The sequence below is a fragment of the Pedococcus sp. P5_B7 genome (genome assembly GCF_054049895.1).
The window spans coordinates 1-18,988 of the sequence record NZ_JBFULM010000004.1 but is presented as its reverse complement, the minus strand read 5'-3'; the positions used below and the strand labels follow the sequence as shown (position 1 = coordinate 18,988).

9 protein-coding genes are annotated in these 18,988 nt (G+C 72.1%); 6 read left to right on the top strand and 3 right to left on the bottom strand.

Going from position 1 to position 18,988, the window contains the following annotated elements:
- Positions 1 to 1,023 (top strand): MazG family protein, encoded by a 1,023-nt coding sequence (locus tag ACXJKD_RS10705; protein ID WP_457254521.1) that lies wholly within the window; start codon positions 1 to 3, stop codon positions 1,021 to 1,023.
- Here the strand turns inward: ACXJKD_RS10705 and ACXJKD_RS10700 are convergent.
- The gene (locus ACXJKD_RS10700; RefSeq protein ID WP_457254519.1) at positions 981 to 5,147 is read right to left on the bottom strand and encodes an nSTAND1 domain-containing NTPase; all 4,167 of its coding nucleotides are present in this window, start codon (positions 5,145 to 5,147) and stop codon (positions 981 to 983) included. The two genes, ACXJKD_RS10705 and ACXJKD_RS10700, sit on opposite strands and share 43 nt — an antisense overlap.
- Positions 5,148 to 5,298: 151 nt before the next feature.
- Here ACXJKD_RS10700 and ACXJKD_RS10695 point away from each other — a divergent pair, with 151 nt between their 5' ends.
- Positions 5,299 to 5,973 (top strand): hypothetical protein, encoded by a 675-nt coding sequence (locus ACXJKD_RS10695; protein ID WP_457254518.1) that lies wholly within the window; start codon positions 5,299 to 5,301, stop codon positions 5,971 to 5,973.
- Positions 5,974 to 6,079: 106 nt separating this feature from the next.
- Here the strand turns inward: ACXJKD_RS10695 and ACXJKD_RS10690 are convergent, their stop codons facing one another.
- Positions 6,080 to 10,276 (bottom strand): nSTAND1 domain-containing NTPase, encoded by a 4,197-nt coding sequence (locus ACXJKD_RS10690; RefSeq protein ID WP_457254517.1) that lies wholly within the window; start codon positions 10,274 to 10,276, stop codon positions 6,080 to 6,082.
- A 135-nt stretch (positions 10,277 to 10,411) separates the two neighbouring features.
- Entirely contained in the window at positions 10,412 to 14,635 is a 4,224-nt protein-coding gene (locus ACXJKD_RS10685; protein ID WP_457254516.1) for an nSTAND1 domain-containing NTPase, read from the bottom strand.
- 151 nt (positions 14,636 to 14,786) lie between these two features.
- Here ACXJKD_RS10685 and ACXJKD_RS10680 point away from each other — a divergent pair, with 151 nt between their 5' ends.
- From ACXJKD_RS10680 to eno, 4 genes are all read left to right on the top strand, one after another.
- The gene (locus ACXJKD_RS10680) at positions 14,787 to 15,104 is read left to right on the top strand and encodes a hypothetical protein (protein WP_457254515.1); all 318 of its coding nucleotides are present in this window, start codon (positions 14,787 to 14,789) and stop codon (positions 15,102 to 15,104) included.
- A 108-nt stretch (positions 15,105 to 15,212) separates the two neighbouring features.
- Positions 15,213 to 16,364, top strand: a complete 1,152-nt coding sequence (locus ACXJKD_RS10675; protein ID WP_457254514.1) for a PfkB family carbohydrate kinase — start codon at positions 15,213 to 15,215, stop codon at positions 16,362 to 16,364.
- Positions 16,361 to 17,290, top strand: coding sequence for a pseudouridine-5'-phosphate glycosidase (locus ACXJKD_RS10670; RefSeq protein ID WP_457254513.1), 930 nt, complete (start codon positions 16,361 to 16,363; stop codon positions 17,288 to 17,290). The genes ACXJKD_RS10675 and ACXJKD_RS10670 overlap by 4 nt, the downstream gene beginning before the upstream one ends.
- 206 nt (positions 17,291 to 17,496) lie before the next feature.
- Entirely contained in the window at positions 17,497 to 18,786 is a 1,290-nt protein-coding gene (gene eno, locus ACXJKD_RS10665) for a phosphopyruvate hydratase (RefSeq protein ID WP_457254512.1), read from the top strand.
- The last annotated feature ends 202 nt before the right edge of the window (positions 18,787 to 18,988 follow it).

Here is an 18,988-nt window from a genome sequence, read left to right as displayed (position 1 = left end):
GTGACGGGTCGGCTGACCCTGCTGGTCGGCAGCCCTCGCATCGCGCCCGGGCTGTTCACCCGCACCGCCTGGGAGACCTTGGGCGCCGCAGACGCGGTGCTGGCCCGCGACGACTCGGAACCGCTCGCCGACGCCGTCTCCGAGTCAGGTGTGCCGGTGGGTCACCTCGGCGAGCTCACCCCGCCGTCCCTGGCGCGGACGCTGATGGACCGGGCGGCCGAGGGAGACGTCGTGTGGGTCTCCTCGGCCGACGGTGACCCCGGCCTCACCGACGCCATCGCGTCAGAGGTGTCGCGCCTCGGCTCGCCGCCGGAGGTCGAGGTCCTCGTCGCCTCCTGGGACGTCCCCGGGTCGCGGCTGCTCGACCTGGTGGCGGTGATGGACCGTCTGCGTTCGCCGGGTGGGTGCCCCTGGGATGCCGAGCAGACCCACGAGACGCTGGTGAAGTACCTCATCGAGGAGAGTCACGAGGCGGCCGAGGCGATCGAGTCCGGCGACCGCGACCACATCCGCGAGGAGCTCGGCGACGTGCTGCTCCAGGTGGTCTTCCAGGCCCGCGTCGCCCAGGAGCACGCCACCGCGCCGTTCGACGTGGACGACGTGGCCGGCGCCATCATCGAGAAGCTGGTCCGCCGGCACCCGCACGTCTTCGCCGACGGCGACGCCTCCACCCCCGCCGAGGTGGAGCGCGCCTGGGAGCAGATCAAGGCAGCCGAGCGCGCCGCCAAGGCTCCGCACGGCGGGGGCGAGGACGGTCACCCGGGGCTGATGCACGGCATACCGAGGTCGTTGCCAAGCCTGCTCGCCGCCGAGAAGGTGCTGGCCCGCTTCGACCGGACCGGTGGCGACCTCGCGACGGTGGGCGAGGGGGACGACGACCTGGGCATGGCCATCGTGGCGCTGGCGGCACGGGCGCGCGAGCGCGGGGAGTCTGCGGAAGCCCTGGTGCGCGTGGCCCTGGCCAGGCTCGACGCGACTGCTCAGGACGAGCAGACCGGCACGAACGGGCGGTCCGGCACGTAGTTGCGCCACTCCTGCTCGGTCAAGGAGCGGCCCGCCAGCCGACAAGCGGTGGCCAGCCAGGACCGCGGGTCAAGGGTCCACGTCAACAGCGACCCGCCGGCACCGGCGAAGAGGATCCGGCTGTTGTCGTTGGTGAAGGCGGGTGCGCCATCATCATCGACCGTGGTGGAGCCGAGGTAGGCGCCGGTGATGCCGTCCCACTGGCTCAGCTTGCCCTCGTTGACGCTCGCGACCAGCCGGCCGTCGTCGCTGAACCGGGTGTAGTAGCCCATCAGGCCCACCTGGGTGGGGCTGGGCTCGGACAGCCACGTCATCGACGGGGCGCTCAGGAGCCCGACCCCTCGGTCGCCGAGGTCGACCAGGAGCCGCGTGCCGTCGGGCGACACCTGAAGCTGCTTCACCAGCGCCCCGAGGTCGGGCATCGGCCGCACGTCGCCCGACAGGTAGTCGACGATGGAGTGACCCGCGTAGGCCGTGTGCAGGTCACCGCTCGGGACGATGCCATCCAGGGGAGGCGCCTCGGTCTGCCCCTCCTTGCTCGGCTGCACCTGGATGGGCGCGCGAGCCGGCAGGAGCGTGCGCGCGTCCAGAACGTGCAGCCTGCCCGTCGTGCTGCCGACGAGCAGGTACTTCCCGTCGAGGGTGAAGAACGCGATCGCGGCCCCTTCGCTCGAGTCAAGGGGGCCCAGCCGATGCTCCGCGAGCACACGACCGGTGGTCACGTCCCAGGTGCGCACCACCGGGTCGCCGGTCGTGACGTTCAGGGTCGTGTCATCGGGGTGCCAGGCCAGGTCGATGTAGTTCCGCTGCTGCATGCGAAGCTCGAGCAGCGGTCCCAGGCGGCCCGTGGCGACGTCACGGATGCGCAGCTGCGGTCCTCCTTCGACGTAGGCAACCTTGTCGAGGCGGGGCGAGACGCGCACCGCGGGCTGTCCGAACCCGGTGGGCGCGCCCACCCGGGAGGCGAGGAACCGTCGGGAGCCGTCGAGGTCCCACGCCTGCACCAGCCCTGCGAGCGTCGCGGTGTAGATCGTCCGACCGTCAAGGCTGAAGGCCGGGTTGGCGGCAGGGCTGTCCTCGGCAAGGATCTCGCGTGCCTCGTCCCCATCCAACGCCCACACCGTCAGACGGTCCCCGGAGGCCGCGACCTTGGTGCCGTCAGGCGAGAAGGCCAGTCCGTTCGTCCAGCCCTGGCCTGAGAGATAGGTGCGCGGCTTCAGCGTTGAGGTGTCGACGAGCACGGCCTCCACCCCGGCGCCGACCGCGAGCAGCCTCCCGTCGGGGCTCAGCACCAGGGATTCGTCGAGCTGGCGGACCCCGAGGTCGGCGGCCTCCAGGACGCGTCGCGTCGTCCCGCCCGGGAGGGCGGTCACGACCAGACGCCCACCTCCCGAGCTGGTGGTGAAGAGCGTGTGCCCGTCGTCGCTGACGTTGGGGGTCCCTCCGTCGTCGAGCTCGAGGACGGCCGAGGGCTTCCCCGGTGCCCGCAGGTCCCACACGGCGGTGACCCCGGGCTTCTCACCGAGGAGGTCCCGGAAGCCGACCGCGAGCCAGCGACCGTTGGGGCTGAAGCCCATGGTGTCGAACACGTGGAAGCCTGCTGGCAGCCCACCGAGCTGCGTCGTGGACCGCGCGCCCGTCCGGTCGAGCAGCTGGACCGCCGGCTCGGTGCCGCTCTCGACGAGGTCGGCCCACGTCGAGACCGCGTAGCGCGACCCGTCGGGGCTGACCACCACCCCGATCCCCTTGATCGGCTTCGGGACCCGCACCTGCTCCAACGTCCGGCCGTCGCGCAGCTCGAGCCCGACGTCGTCGCCCGCCACGGTGGCGACCTGTCCCGTGGCGCTGTTCACCCGCATACTGAAGATGCGGCCGGTGCTGCGAGCGCTGGCCACGAGGGACGGACCCCTGTCCAGGGTGGCGAGGAGGGCGTTCCGAGTGTCGACCGTGTCGTCCAGGGTCACCGCCGCGGCGGCGAGCAGCAGGGAGCGGTCGAGGTCATCGGCGCGCAGCGCCTCGGCGCCGAGACGGCGGGCGTCTGCGACCAGGGCTTGTCGGTCGGCCCGGTCGGCGGCCGTCCTGGCCATGGCCCCCGCGACGATCGCGACAGCCAGCAGCACGGCGACGGCGGCCAGCCCGGCCCGCAGGCGCTGGTTGGAGCGGTGTTCCCGGCGGACCTGCTCCTCGGTGGCGCGCTGTTCGGTCTCGGCCAGGGCGGCTCCCGCGGTCAGGAAGTCCTGCTCGGCGGGTGTGAGGGACGCGGTGGCACGCTCGCGCCACTCGACGGCCCGCGCCTGCCGCGCGCCTCGGTAGAGCTCGCTGTCCGGGCGGCCCAGGTCGTCCCAGCTGGTCGCGGCGACCGAGAGGTGTCGCATGATGCGGAGCCCGTCGACGTCGTCGTCCAGCCAGGACCGCAGCCGGGGCCACGCCATGGCCAGGGCTTCGTGGGCGATCTCCACGGTGTCGCCGTCGGTGCTGAGCAGGCGGGCGCCCACAAGCCGTTCGATCAGCAGGGTGTGGTCTTCGTCGGTGGCGACGGAGCGGCGCGGGACCCGTTGGCGCACGGGCTCGCCGAGGTCGTCCGAGACCACGAGCCGCACCATGAGGTCGCGAAGGACGCCCTGCTGACCGGTCGTGAGGTCGCGGAAGAGTCCTTCGGCGGACTGCGAGATCGCCTCGCGGATCCCTCCGGTCGCCGTGTAGCCGGCGACGGTGAGGGTGGTCCCCTCGCGCCGTCTCCAGGTCTGGCGCAGGACGTGGGACAGGAGGGGGAGGGCGGCAGGCTCGCCCTGGACCTCGCGCACGAGCAGGTCGACGAGACCGGGCTCGAGCCGGAGCCCGGCCTGCGCGGCCGGCCCCTCGATGGCCAACCGGAGGGCGGGCTCGGTCATGGCGCCGAGCAGGTGGAGGCCCCGCTCGACGAGTCTGGCGAACTCCGGGTGCGTGGACAGCTCGCCGAGACGATCCGCGCGCAGGGTGACGACGAGCACCCCGTGCCCGTGCGTGGTGAAGGCGACGAGCTGGTCGAAGAACTCGGTGCGTTCGGGCGACTCAAGGTCGAGCGAGAGTGCCTCCTCGCACTGGTCGACCACGAGGACGTCGCTGGCGCGGGGGTTCGTGGCCGACAGGGAGTCGGTCGGGCGGCCCCCCGGTGTCAGCACCCGCACTCGATGACCATCGCGCTCGAGGGCGGCCGCGACGCCGGCGCGGGCCAGCGATGACTTGCCGCACCCGGAGGGCCCGACCACGGCCAGGACGCGGCTCTCGTCCAAGCGCTGCAGGCACGCGGCGATGTCGGCCTCGCGGCCGAAGAAGGTGGGGGAGTCGGCTAGGTCATAGGCGATCAGCCCGAGGTACGGGCACTGGGCGCTGGTCGGGGGGAGTACCGTCTGCACGGCGAGAGAAGGGTCCTGGCGGAGAATGGCCTGCTCCAGCTGAGCCAGCTCCGGGCCCGGGTCGAGGCCCAGCTCGTTGCCCAGGACGCTGCGCGCCCGGTGGAGCGTCTCCAACGCCTCCTGCTGGGCGCCGGCCTGGTACTGCGCCAGGGCCAGCAGTCCCCAGCGGCGTTCCCGGTAGGGCTCCTCGCTGACCAGCCGGACCGCGGGCGCCACGGCCTCGCGGGCGTGTCCGGAGCGGAGCATCGCCTCGGCTGACAGTTCCTCGGCCTGCCGGTGCAGCTCGAGCAGCCGCTCCGCCTCTGCGCGCGCGGGAGCCCATTCGGCGAGCTCTGCGAACGGCTCCCCTCGCCAGAGGGAGAGGGCTTCGGTCAAGAGGTATGCCGCGCGGTCGGGTTCGCCGAGGGCGAGGAGCTCGCGGGCACGCCCGAGGAGGCGTTGGAAGTGGAGGTGGTCGAGGTGGTCGACGTGCAAGGTCAGTCGGTACCCCTGGGGCGAGGTCTCGATCGCACCGGCGCCGAGCGACTTGCGCAGCCGGACCACACAACCCTGGACGATCTTGGTCGACGAGGCGGGGAGTGAGTCGCCCCACAGGGCCTCGGCGAGGGCCTCAGGTCGAACCGGGGTGCCGGGGCGCAGGGCGAGCGCCTGGAGGACCACCCGGTCGCGGAGCCAGAGGCTCGCCGCAGCACCGTCGACCTCCAGCGGTCCCAGCACGGCGATACCCATGTCATTGACGGTGAGGCCTGCGGTCCGGGCCGTCAACCAGTGCGATACCCCCGTGATACCGGCGCGGTGCTGCCAGTGAACCGCGTTGTGACACAACACCTTCAGGCCGCCAGGCCACACCTCGAAGCAGGATCTACGGAAAGGCACGGATATGTACCGTTTCACTGCCTCTCGCCTCCGTCGGCCGTCGCGCGGGTCCGCCGCGTTGGCCGCGGCGTCGCTCGTCCTGGCCATGGGCGCACTCACCGCCACCGCTGGTCAGGCCGGCGCAGCGCCTGCACCCGTCGACCCGGCGACCCTCACCCCGGCGCCGCCGGACTTCTTCAACGCCACCTGCACCCACAACGGCGTCGGCATCACCTGCGACCTGCACTTCACCGAGGTCGTGCTCGACCACGAACCCAACGGTGTCGTCTGTGACACCCCAGCCGGACCGGTGGAGCTGATCGAGACCAACACCCGGTCGGTCGTCGGAAAGCGCTTCTACGACAGGGACGGCCTTCTGCTGCGGCGCCACTTCCGCGACGAGTGGGCGGGCACGATGACCAACCCGGTCAGTGACCGCTCGGTGACCTACGCGCAGGCCGACCGGATCCTGCACGACCTGGCCGTGCCCGGCGACAACACCACCGGCACCGAGGAAATGACCACTCGGCTGAGGGTCGTCAACGACGCGGGCTCCACGATCTTCGTCGACGCCGGGCGCACCGTGATCCGCGAGGCCGACGGGACCATCGAGTTCCAGGCCGGACCCCACCGGTTCGACGACTACTTCGTCAATGGCGACGCAGCGGCCATCGCGCCGCTCTGCGCTGCGCTCACCTGACGGCGAGGTCGAGTGGGTGGGGGGCAGATGTGGAGGGAGGGGCCTGGCCACACCCACCTCTTGGGGCCCCACCGACCGAACGCTGTGGCCCGGCAGCGATTCGAGGTCAGGAGGCGCAGACCGGCACGAACGGGCGGTCCGGCAGGTAGTTGTGCCACTCCTGCTCGGTCAGGGGGCGGCCGGCCAGCCGACAGGCTGCCGCGACCCACGACCGGGGGTCGAGGTCCCAGCTCCGGACGGAGCCGTCCGCCCCGGCGAACAGGAGCCGCTTGCCGTCCGCCGAGAACGACGGGTCCCCAGCCACGCCCACGGTCGCGCTGCCGAGGTAGGTTCCGGTCCGGCCGTCCCAGTAGCTCAGGTGTCCGTCGCTGGCGCTGGCGACGAGGGACCCGTCCGCACTCCAGTTCGTGTTGTCGCCGACGAGCCCGGTCTGGGCGGGGCTGGGTCGGGAGATCCACTTCAGGGTGCGGGCGTCGAGCAACCCTGCGCCCGTGGGTCCGGTGTTGACGAGCACGCGCCTGCCGTCGGGGGAGGGGTACATCGCGTCGACCTCCGTGCCGAGGTCTGGCATCGGACGGACCGTCCCGGACGTGTAGTCGACGATGGCATCACTGATCCACAGCGTCCGCAGGTCTCCACTGGGTCTGAACGCGCTGATCTCCTGCGGACTCGGCGCCCCTTCTGTGGTCTTGTACACCTGGATCGGCGCCCGGGTGGGGGCAAGAGTGCGCGCGTCGAGCACGTGGATCCGGCCCTTGGTCGTGCCGACGAGCAGGTACTTCCCGTCGAGGCTGAACCACGCGATGTCAGCCCCTTCATCCGAGCCCGGTGGTGCCAGCCGTCGTTGCGCCACCTGTCGACCTGTGGTGCTGTCCCACGTCCGGACGTCCTGCGCGCCGGAGGTGACATTGAGCGTGATGCCGTCGGGATGCCACGCGAGGTCGTCGACGTTCGCTTGGGTCATGTCAGGGGCCACGATCGGGCCCAGCTCGCCCGTGGTGACGTCGCGCACGCGGAACTGGGGAGCGACCGCGACATAGCCGATCCGCTTCAGGTCCGGCGAGAACCTGGTGACCGGCTCGGCCCAGCCGAGGCGGTCACCAGCAGGGGCGGCCGGCAGGAAGCGCCGTCCGCCGACGAGGTCCCACGCCTGGACCAGGCCCTGGAAGGTCGCGGTGTAGAGCATCGTGCCGTCGCGGCTGAACGCCGGGTCATCGGCGGCGCCCTCCTGGGCGAAGACCTCGACCGGCTCCTTCGCGCTGAGGTCCCACACCACGAGGCGATCTCCGGCGGCTGCCAGGTGGGTGCCGTCCGGCGAGAAGGCCAGCGAGGTGGTCTCGCCCTGACCAGAGAGGCGGGCGCGGGGCGTCAGCGATGCGGTGTCCACCAGGACGGCGTCCATGCCGGCACCGACCGCCAGGGTCCGGCCATCCGGGCTGAGCGCGAGCACATCGTCGACCTGGCGGACACCGAGGTCGGTGGGTGCGAGGGCGCGACGCGTCTTCCCACTGGGGACGTCCGTGACGAGCAGGTGTCCGCCCCCTTCGTACTGTGCCGAGTAGAGCGTGTGGCCATCCGCACTGATCGTGGGGGCGCTTCCCTCGCTGCCGAGCTCGAGCCTCGCCACTGGCCGGCCGGGCGACTGAAGGTCCCAGACGAAGGTGGCGGTGGGCTCCTCCTCCTGGATCTGGATCAAGGACGCGGTGAACCAGCGGCTGTCGGGGGAGTACCCGAGGTACGAGCGGTTGTGGGGGTATGGCGCAGCGTCCTTGGAGTGGTAGCTGGCCGGGAGGCCGCCCAGCTGGACCGAGGACCTCGCGCCAGCACTGTCCAGCAGCACGATGGGCGGCTCGAGCCCATCAGCGATGAGGTCAGCCACGATCGACACCGCATATCCCCGGCCGTCGGGTCGGGCGTAGACCGACCCGCCGACGAGCTTCTCCGGGAGGGGGATCCGGCGCAGTGTGGGTCCGTCGTAGAGCTCGAGCCCCTTGCCGTCACCGGCCATCACCGCGACCTGGTCGGTGGCCGTGTTCGCTGCCAGGCTCAGGATGCGACCGGCACTTCGACCGCTGCCCGCGAGGGCCGGTGCGCGGTCGAGCGTGGCCAGCAGGTTGGTGCGGGTCTCCACCGCGTCGTCCAGGGTGACCCCAGCGGCCGCCAGGAGCAGGGCGCGGTCGAGCTCGCCGGACCGCAGCGCCTCGGCACCGAGGCGGCGGGCGTCGGCCACCCTCGCCTGCCGATCCGCGGCATTCTGGGCGGAGAGCGCCACGGCCCCAGCGACGATCGCGACGGCCAGCAGGGCCGCGACGGCCGCCAACCCGAGGCGGAGCCGCTGGTTCAACCGCTGTTCTCGCCGCACCTGCGCCTCGGTCGCACGCTGTTCCTTGTCGGCCAGCAGGGCTGACTCGTGCAAGAAGTCGCGTTCGGCGTCTGTCAGCGTGGCGCTGGTGCGCCGGTGCCACTCGGCCGCGCGTGCCTGGCGGACGCCGCGGTAGAGCTCGCTGTCGGGGCGCCCGAGCTCGTCCCAGCTCTCGGCCGCGACGGTGAGGTGGCGCAGCGTGCGCAACCCGTCGACGTCCTCGTCCAGCCACGACCGCAGGCGCGGCCACGCGACCGCCAGAGACTCGTGCGCGATCTCGACGGTGTCACCGTCGCTGGCCAGCAGCCGGGCCGCGACCAGCTGCTCGACCAGCTGGAGGTGCTCCTCGTCCCCGGTGACCGACCGCCGGGGGACCCGGGTGCGCACCGGGTCGCCCCCCTCGTCGGGCGTGACCAGCCTCAGCATCAGGTCGCGGAGCATGGCCTGGCGCGCAGGATCCAGCGTGCGGAACACCCCTTCAGCGGACTGGGCGACCGCCTCGCGAACCCCGCCTGTCGCGGCATACCCCTCGACCGTGAGGGTGCCGCCCTCACGGTGGCGCCACGTCTGGCGGAGCACGTGGGACAGCAACGGGAGGGCCGAGGGCTCGCCGGCCACCTCGCGCACGAGGAGGTCGACCAGGCCCGGTTCGAGCCGCAGGCCCGCTTGGGCGGCCGGGCCCTCGATGGCCCGGCGCAGGTCGGGTTCGGTCATCGGGCCAAGGAGGTAGAGGCCGCCCTCGACGAGCCGCGCGAAGTCTGGGTGCGGAGCCAGCTCGCCGAGCCGGTCCGCACGCAAGGTGACCACCAGAGAGTGCCGCTTGGCGAACTCGACGAGGGTCGCGAAGAACTCGGCCCGATCCGGTGAGGCCTCGTCGACGGCCAGCGCCTCCTCGCACTGGTCGACGACGAGCACCGTGCCCCGGCGCGTAGGGGCGCCAGTCAGGGCGCTCAGGGGACGGCTGCCCGGCGTGAGCACGTGGACGACCCGCCCGTCGCGCTCCAGGGCTGCCGCGATGCCCGCCCGCGCGAGGGAGGACTTGCCGGATCCCGACGGCCCCACCACCGCGAGCACGCCGGCCCGGTCGAGGCGGTGCAGGCAGGCAGCGGTCACCTCGTCCCGGCCGAAGAAGGTCGGGGCGTCGGCGATGTCGTAGGCCACCAGCCCGAGGTAGGGGCACTCGACGCTGGTCGGGGGGAGGACCGTCCGGGCGGCCACGGAGGGGTCCTGGCGCAGGATCGCCTCCTCCAGCTCGGCCAGCTCGGGACCGGGGTCGAGGCCCAGCTCGTGGACGAGTGTCAGCTTGGCGCGGTGCAGGGTCTGGAGGGCGTCACCCTGCCGTCCGGCCTGGTACTGCGCGAGAGCCAACAGGCCCCAGCGGCGCTCGCGAGTCGGCTGCTCGGCCACCATCCGCAGGGCATCACCGAGGACCTCCTGGTAGCGCCCGGACCTCAGCCCAGCTTCGGCGTGGAGGTCGTCCGCGTCGCGCCACAGCTCGACGAGTCGCTCCGCCTCGACCCGTCCCGGGCCCCAGTCCGCGAGCTCGACGAGTGGTTCGCCCCGCCACAGCTCCCTGGCCTGCCCGGTGACGTAGCGGGCCCGCTCGGGCTCGCCGTTCGCCAACAGCAAGCGAGCCCGGGTCAGGAGGTGCTCGAAGTGGAGGTGGTCCACCTCGTCCTGGTGCAGGTCCAGGCGGTAGCCGTGCGGTGAGGTCTCGATCGCCTCGGCACCGAGCGCCTTGCGGAGCCGCACGATGCAGCCCTGGACGACCTTCTGCCACGTCTCGGGCAGGTCGTCGCCCCACAGGGTCTCGGCGAGAACCTCCGCGCTCAGGTCCGTGCCGGGACGGGTGGCGAGGGCCTGCAGGATGATGCGGTCGCGGGGGCCGAGAGTCGTCCGACCCTCGTTGACCTGCAGCGTTCCCAGCAGCGCGATGCGCATGCCTCGACAGTGATCCTCACCCGAGACGGCGTCAACAGCCCTGACACCGGACTGACACCGGCGCCGCACGACGGTGTCACCGAGACGGCTTCAGCCAGGTCAGCGAGGCGTATGCCGGCGAGCGGAGTACCCCTTTCAGCAGAGCGGCTCGAACGGCCGGTCCGGCAGGTAGGTCTGCCACTCGTCCACGGTCAGGCCGCGGCCCGTGATCCGGCACGCCGCGTCACGGGCCGCCCCGGGGCGGACGTCCCACTCCCGGGTCGCGCCGTGTGCGGCGGCCAACAAGACCTTCGAACCGATCTCGGTGAAGCCGGCTACTGTTCCGTCCTCCACGCGCAGGGCGGCGGACAATGACCCCGCGGCGTCCCACAGCGCGACCCGTGCGCCTTCGGCCGTCACGAAGCCCTTACCGTCGTTGCGATACGTGACCGTGCACCCACCCGCCGTCTCGGCTCCCGCACGTCGTGTCCGGACGGTGAGGGTCGCGGGATCCAGCACCGCCACCGCGGGCCCCCCGTTCCCGGTGGTCTCGCTACCGCTGAGTACCGCAGCCCTCCCGCCCGGCGCCCACGCGATGGCGCACGGGTCCAGGCCGAGGTTGGCGAAGTCCACGACCAACCCGCGGTCGAGGTCGAGGAGGGAGACGTTGCCGTTCGCAGCGGCCAGGACCCGGCTCCCGTCGTCGTTGACGGCCACCGCCACCACCGGCTTGTCGGAGATGTGGATCCCGGCTCTCGGGCCGCTGCCCGCCCCGGTGAACGACCGAACCCAGCCTTTGCTGGTCCCCACCACCAGCCGGGACCCGTCGCGGCTGAAGGCCACGCTCGTCACGCCGTCGCCCGCCAGGCGGTGCTCCTCCACCAGGTCCCCGGTTCGTCGGTCCCATACCCGCACCCATTCGTCGTCGAGGACGGTCGCCACGACCCGGCTGTCCCCTCTCCAGGCCATGTCGCCGTAGTAGCCCTCGACGTGGCGAGTGGGGACCACCGGCCCGATCGCACGCGTCCGGATGTCGAGGAACTGGACCGCGAAGCCAGCGGTCTCGGTCCCCACGAGATGGGCGACGGTCGCGCCATCGGGTGAGATCCGACGCAACACCGGGTCCCCGGCGAGGGTTCCGGACCGCACGGTCCTGGTCGCCACGAAGCGCCGCTCGCCGGACAGGTCCCAGGCAAGGAGGAGGTCGCCGGTGTGCGTGGCGTAGAGGGTCTTGCCGTCCAGCCCGAAGGTCAGGGACCAGGGGGCCTGCTCGTCGCCGGAGGGGTAGTGCGTGGGCGGCTCGCCGGGACGGGTGAGGGACCGTACGACAACGACGCCGTCGACCGTGTAGGCGAGGTACCGGCCATCCTTGGACAGGGCCATCGGTCGACCGATCGTCCCCTGCTCCACGTAGGACGCACGGGTGGCGAAGGTGCGGGTGTCCAGCAGGCGGATGCGGTCCTTGTCACGGACCGCGATGAGCGAGCCGTCCGTGCGCAACGCCAGGCCGATCGGGCCGATCATCCCGCCTGGTTGCTCCTTGAGCGGCATCGACCGCAGTATCCGGCCGGTGTGCGCGTCGACGAGGTGCAGGCCCCCTTGGGTCGTCGCGAAGAGGCGTCGGCCATCCGGGCTGAGGGCGATGGACTCCGCGATCCACGGGAGCTCGAACGAGGCGACCGGGCTGGCCAGCCGGTCCTTGCGCCAGATCCGCACCGCGGTCTTGGTGTCCAGCTCACGGGGGTGCTGGAAGCCCGCGACCAACCACCGTCCGTCGGCGCTGAACGCGACCGCCTGTTGCACGATGCGCTTCGTGGGCATTCCCCCCAGCTGGGTGTTGAGCGGCTGGGCGGTCGCCGGGTCGAGCAGGCGCAGGGGCTCCTGGGTGACACGGCGTCCCCCGTCTGTGGACCACACGTTGGTCGCGGCCACGAGAAGCGACCCGTCCGGGCTGAAGCGCACTGTGGAGACGGGAACCTCGTCGTTGGACTCCACCTTGGCCAGGGTGGTCGCGTCGAAGAGGAGCACGCCCGTGACGGCGCCTGCGGCGGCGACCCTGCGGCCGTCCGGGCTCATGGACAGCGACAGAAGAGAGGTGGTCCTCGACGACCGGATGAGCTCGGGCGCTCTGGCCAGCACCTGGGTGAGGTTGTCGCCGGTCTCGCGCGACGGATAGATGTGTGCGCCGGCCAGGGCCAACAGGATGGCCAGGTCGATCTGTGGTGCCTCGATGGCCTGTGCGCCCAGCCGTCGCGCATCGGCCACCAGGGCCTGCTGGTCGGCTACCGCCGCCTGCTGGTCGGCCAGTCGAGCCTCCTGGTCGGCCCGGTCCGCGGCGGTCTTGGCCAGCGCCCCGGCGACGATCGACACCGCGAGCAGCACGGCCACCGCCGCGAGACCCGCACGAAGCCGTTGGTTGGAGCGGCGTTCCCGGCGGACCTGCTCCTCGGTGGCGCGCTGTTCGGTCTCGGCCAGTTCGGCCGAGGTGTCGAGGAAGGCCCGCTCCGGAGGCGTCAGCTCGGGATCGTGGCCTCGTCTCCATTCCGCGGCGCGGGCCTGGCGGAGCCCGCGGTAGAGCTCGCTGTCGGGTCGCCCCAGCTCGTCCCAGCTCTCGGCGGCCACGGTGAGGTGCCGCATGATCCGCAGGCCGTCGACGTCGTCGTCCAGCCACGACCGCAGCCGCGGCCAGGCGACCGCCAGCGACTCGTGCGCGATCTCCACCGTGTCGCCGTCGCTGCTCAGCAGTCGAGCCCCCACCAGCGCCTCGACGACAGCAGTGTGCTCGTCGTCCGACGTCACGGTGCGCCGCGCCACCCGGGTCCGGACCGGCTCGCCCGCGTCGTCGGAGGACACCAGCCGCACCATGAGGTCCCGGAGCATGCCCTGCTGGCTCGCGCTCAGCTCGCGGTACAGCCGCTCGGCGGACTGGGCGACGGCTTCGCGCACTCCTCCTGTCGCGGCATACCCCTTGACCGTCAGCGTGTCGCCCTCGCGGCGCCGCCAGGTCTGCCGCAACACGTGGGACAGCAGGGGCAACGCCCCCGGCGAGCCCTCCACCTCGCGCACCAGCAGGTCGACCAGCCCCGGCTCGAGCCGCAGCCCAGCCTGGGCGGCCGGGCCCTGCACGGCACTGCGCAGCTCAGCCGGACCCATGCCGCCCAACAGGTAGAGGCCCCGCTCGGCGAGGTGGGCGAACTCGGGGTGGACGGCGAGCTCGCCGAGGCGGTCCGCGCGCAGCGAGAGGACGAGTCGACCGCGTGCGGCGAACTCGCCCAGTCCTGCGAAGAACGCCTCCCGCTCCGGTGAGGTCTCCGGGAGCGCGAGGGCTTCCTCGCACTGGTCGATGACGAACACCGCACCAACGCCGGCCGGCGCCAGGGCCAGCACCTCCTCCGGGTGGGTCCCGGGCGTCACGATCTTCACCGCGTGACCGTCACGGACCAGTGCCGCGGCCACCCCGGCGCGGATCAGCGACGACTTGCCACACCCGGACGGTCCCACCACCGCGAGGACGCCGGCCTCGTCGAGGCGCTGCAGGCAGGCGACGACGTCCGCCTCGCGGCCGAAGTATGCCGGGGCGTCACCGACGTCGTAGGCGACCAGTCCGAGGTAGGGACAGGTGGCGTCCTGCTCGGGGGGCGTGCCCTGGGTCACGAGGGTGGGGTCCTGCCGCAGGATCGCCTCCTCGAGCTCGGCGAGCTGGGGCCCGGGGTCGAGCCCGAACTCGTTGACGAGGGTGGCCCGGGCGCGCTGGAGCGTCCCGAGGGCCTCCGCCTGACGGCCCGCCTGGTACTGCGCGAGAGCCAGCAGCCCCCACCGGCGTTCGCGGGTGGGCTGCTGGGCGACCATGCGGTGCAGCTCACCGAGGACGTCGCGGTGCCGCCCCGCGCGGATGGTCGACTCCGCATACAGGTCCTCCGCATCGCGCCGGCGCTCACCGAGCCGTTCCGACTCGATCCGCCCGGCCTCCCACTCGGTCAGCCGCTCCAGCGGGTCGCCGCGCCAGAGACCGAGCGCCTGTCCGCTGGCGTACCGGGCCCGCTCCGGCTCACCCGTCGCGAGCAGCTCCCCGGCCCGCTGCAGCAGGTCCTCGAAGCAGAGGTGGTCGAAGTCGTCGCGGTGCAGCACGAGCCGGTAGCCCGCGCTGGAGGTCACGATCGCCGGGGTCCCCAGCTCCTTGCGCAGCCGGGAGACGCACCCCTGGACGACCTTGGGCCACGACGGGGGAAGGTGCTCACCCCAGAGGGCTTCCGCGATGGCCTCGGCCCGCACGGTCTCACCGGGGCGGGCGGCCAGCGCCTCGAGGACGACCTGGTCCCGCGGCGCCAGGAGGATCCGTCCCTCATCGACTTCGAGGGGGCCGAGCACGGCGATGCGCACACCTTGAATGTGACCCTCTGCCGGTACCCCGTCAACGGTCCTGATACCCGGCTGATACCCGACCGGCGCTGCCCCGGTACCGGTCGGTGCGACAAAGGTCGTGGACACCCCGTCCGGCACCAACCACCAGCGCAAGCAAAGGACCAGGACCATGTCGCACCACACCAGCATCCGCCGGTCGGCCTCCATCCTCGGAGCCACCGGACTCATCGCCCTCTCGATGGCCGGGCCGGCCAGCGCCCGGCAGGTCCCGGGAAACGGCGACTGGGCGGACCAGCACTGCTCCACCAACTGCTACGAGGGCGGGACGACGGGCGGCAGCCAGCGGACCGTGCCCGGCCCGATCGACGGAAGCGGGGTCGAGGTGCTGCAGCTCGGCGCCGGCCTGCTCGCGGGTATCGCCCTCGCCGGTGCGGGTGCGGCGGCGTTCTCACGCCGCAGCCACGGCCACCTGGCTCACCCGGCCTGATCGCCCCGTACACCGACCCGCGGGGGCCCGGCACCGAGCAGGTGTCGGACCCCCCGGCGTTGCATCGGGCTCTTGTTTGGAATACCAAGTTCCCTTAGAGTTCCAAGCATGAGCCTCACCGACCGTGAGCGGGACATCGTCGACCTGCTCCGTGCCCAGCCCCTCCTGGATGCCGCAGCGATCGCGGAACGGCTCGGGTCGACCAAGGCGGCGGTGTCGGTGCACCTGTCCAACCTCACGCGGAAGGGCGCGATCCTCGGTCGCGGCTACATCGTCCGCCCGGATGCGCACTCCGTCGTCGTGGTGGGCGGCGCGAACATGGACATCAAGGCCCACTCGAACCACCCGATCGAGCTGCGCACGTCCAACCCCGGCGCGGCCATGAGCACCCCCGGCGGCGTGGGGCGCAACATCGCGGAGAACCTGGCCCGGCTCGGCAGCCCCACCCACCTCGTGGCCCCGGTCGGTGGCGACTCGTTCGGCGACGAGATCGTGGCGGCGACCCGCGCTGCCGGCGTCGTCGTCGACCACCTGATCGCGTCGGACGACCCGACCGGTACCTACCTCGCGGTGCTGGACTCCAGCGGCGAGCTGGTGGTGGCGGTGTCGAACATGCGGGCGACCGACCGGCTGACCGTGCGCCAGCTGATGGCCTCGCGCGACCTGCTCAGCCACGCGACCCTGCTCGTCCTCGACGGCAACATCCCCGAGGCGCCGGCAGCCTGGCTGCTCGACTTCGCCGCGGCGGTCGAGGTGCCGGTGGTGCTCGACCCGGTCAGCGTCGCCAAGGCGCGTCCCCTCGCCCACCTGCTCTCCCCGCAGCGGCCCGTGCTCGCCCTCACCCCCAACCTCGACGAGCTGTCGGCCATCGTCGGCGAACCGGTGACCCAGACCCGTGCGGCGATCGCCCGAGCGGCCCGTCGGCTGCACGACGTGGGGGTCCAGAACGTCTGGGTCCGCCGTGGCACCAAGGGGAGCCTGCTCAGCAGCCTCGGTGACACCGGACGGGCCACTGTGGTCACGCTGCCCGCCCCGCCCGTCACGGCGGTCGACGTCACCGGGGCCGGCGACGCGATGACCGCCGCGTTCGTCCACGCCCTCATGCGCGGCGACAGCGCCGTCGACGCAGCCCGGTTCGGCCAGATGGCGGCCGCCCTCACCGTCGCCAGCCCCGAGACGGTCCGACCCGACCTGACCCCCCGACTCATCGACGCGGAGCTCCGCAAGGCCCTGCGCACCAAGACCCAGGAGAGCGCATGACCACCCCCCACCCCTCGCTCCAGCTCACGACCGAGGTGGCCGAGGCGCTCGCTGCAGGCCTCCCGGTCGTGGCGCTCGAGAGCACGATCATCAGCCACGGCATGCCCTACCCCCGCAACGTCGAGATGGCGCTCGAGGTCGAGCAGATCATCCGTGCCGGCGGTGCGGTGCCGGCCACGATCGCGGTCCTCGACGGGGTGCCGCGGATCGGCCTCACCCGCGACGAGCTCGAGACCCTCGCGACCCACCCCGACGTCGCCAAGGTCAGCATCCGCGACCTGCCCTACGTCATCGCCCGTCGCGCGCACGGCGCCACGACCGTCGCCAGCACCATGCGGCTGGCTGCCCTGGCCGGGATCAGGGTGTTCGTGACCGGCGGCCTCGGCGGGGTGCACCGCGGCGCCGAGACGAGCTTCGACATCTCGGCCGACCTGACCGAGCTGGGCCAGACCGACGTGGCCGTGATCAGCGCCGGCGTGAAGTCGATCCTCGACATCGGCCTGACCCTGGAGTCGCTGGAGACCCTGGGCGTGCCCGTCGTGGTCGTCGGCTCCGACGAGTTCCCGTCCTTCTACTCGCGCGAGAGCGGCCACCCGGCGCCGATGCGGGTCGACGGTGCGGACGACCTCGCCGCGATGATGCGCGCGAAGTGGTCGCTGGGCCTGTCCGGCGGCATCGCGGTCACCAACCCGGTGCCCGTCGAGGACGAGATCCCGGCCGCCGAGATCGGCGTGCTCATCGACCAGGCCCTCGCCGAGTGCGCCGAGCGCGGCATCCACGGCAAGGACATCACGCCCTTCCTGCTGGGCCGGATCGTCGAGCTGTCCGGGGGTGCGAGCCTCGAGACCAACATCGCCCTGGTGCGCCACAACGCCCGGCTGGGAGCCGCGCTCGCGACGGCATACCAGGCACTTTCTCGGGTTTAGGGGGAAGGTTGCGCTTCACCCGACTTGCGTTGTCGGGTGAAGCGCAACAAAGTCCCTTGACCCGATAAAGGTGAGGTATGCCGCGGGGCCGGCTCCACGGGGTGCGTCCACGGTGCGGGTCGGTCGTCGCTGGGCGGGGTGCGGGCGGGTAGCCTCGGTTCGTATCTGTCCGGCACCGTCTGTTCAGCAATCCGATGGAGAATTCTGTGGCCACCATTGACGCAGTAGGCGCTCGCGAGATCCTCGACTCGCGCGGCAACCCGACGGTGGAGGTCGAGGTGGCGCTGGATGACGGCACCATCGCCCGCGCCGCCGTTCCCTCCGGTGCCTCGACTGGTGCCTTCGAGGCGGTCGAGCGTCGTGACGGCGACAAGAACCGCTACCTCGGCAAGGGTGTCGAGCAGGCGGTGGACGCTGTCCTCGACGAGATCAACCCCAAGCTCGTCGGCTACGAGGCCAGCGAGCAGCGCCTCATCGACGGAGTCATGCTCGGCCTCGACGGCACCGACAACAAGGGCAAGCTCGGCGCCAACGCCATCCTCGGCGTCTCGCTCGCGGTCGCCAAGGCCGCTGCGGAGTCGGCCGGCCTGCCGCTGTTCCGTTACCTCGGCGGACCCAACGCCCACGTCCTGCCCGTGCCGATGATGAACATCCTCAACGGCGGCAGCCACGCCGACTCAAACGTCGACGTGCAGGAGTTCATGATCGCGCCGATCGGCGCCGAGACCTTCCGCGAGGCGTTGCGCTGGGGCGCCGAGGTCTACCACGCGCTCAAGGGCGTGCTGAAGGAGCGCGGCCTGGCCACCGGCCTCGGCGACGAGGGTGGCTTCGCCCCCAACCTCGAGTCGAACCGCGCGGCCCTCGACCTCATCCTCGAGGCGATCGAGAAGGCCGGCTACCAGGCCGGCACCCAGATCGCGCTGGCCCTCGACGTCGCTGCCAGTGAGTTCCACAACGAGGACGGCACCTACCAGTTCGAGGGCGCCGCCAAGTCCTCGGCCGAGATGGTCGACTACTACGCCGACCTCGTCGACTCCTACCCGCTGGTGTCCATCGAGGACCCCCTCGACGAGGAGGACTGGGACGGCTGGAAGGCCATGACCGACCGCCTCGGCGACCGGGTGCAGCTCGTCGGTGACGACCTGTTCGTCACGAACCCGGTGCGCCTGCTGCGCGGCATCGAGTCGGGCACCGCCAACGCCCTCCTGGTCAAGGTCAACCAGATCGGTTCGCTGACCGAGACCCTCGACGCCGTCGACCTGGCCCACCGCAGTGGCTACCGCTGCATGATGAGCCACCGCTCGGGAGAGACCGAGGACGTCACCATCGCCGACCTCGCCGTCGCGACCAACTGCGGGCAGATCAAGACCGGCGCGCCCGCCCGGTCCGAGCGGGTCGCCAAGTACAACCAGCTGCTGCGCATCGAGGAGGAGCTCGACGACGCCGCGGTCTACGCCGGCGCCGGCGCCTTCCCGCGGTTCTCGGCACAGGCCTGACGGCGGGCAGGCAGGGACTGACGATGGCCGACTCGGGACACGGCACGGACGGGCAGGACAAGCCGGTCCGGCGGTCCAGCGCGCCCCGCGCCGGGACCGAGCGCGCCGGGACCCCGCGCGCTGGGACCCCGCGCGCCGGGACCCCGCGCGCCGGGACCGCCCGCGCCGGGACGTCCCGCGGCAGCTCGACCCGGTCCACCAC

What these genes read in the sequence shown, in the direction of transcription:
- ACXJKD_RS10690 (WP_457254517.1), bottom strand. Translation starts at nt 10,276, where the DNA reads ATGCGCATCGCGCTGCTGGGAACGCTGCAGGTCAACGAGGGTCGGACG.
- ACXJKD_RS10700 (WP_457254519.1), bottom strand. Translation starts at nt 5,147, where the DNA reads ATGGGTATCGCCGTGCTGGGACCGCTGGAGGTCGACGGTGCTGCGGCG.
- ACXJKD_RS10680 (WP_457254515.1), top strand. Translation starts at nt 14,787, where the DNA reads ATGTCGCACCACACCAGCATCCGCCGGTCGGCCTCCATCCTCGGAGCC.
- ACXJKD_RS10675 (WP_457254514.1), top strand. Translation starts at nt 15,213, where the DNA reads ATGAGCCTCACCGACCGTGAGCGGGACATCGTCGACCTGCTCCGTGCC.
- ACXJKD_RS10695 (WP_457254518.1), top strand. Translation starts at nt 5,299, where the DNA reads ATGTACCGTTTCACTGCCTCTCGCCTCCGTCGGCCGTCGCGCGGGTCC.
- ACXJKD_RS10670 (WP_457254513.1), top strand. Translation starts at nt 16,361, where the DNA reads ATGACCACCCCCCACCCCTCGCTCCAGCTCACGACCGAGGTGGCCGAG.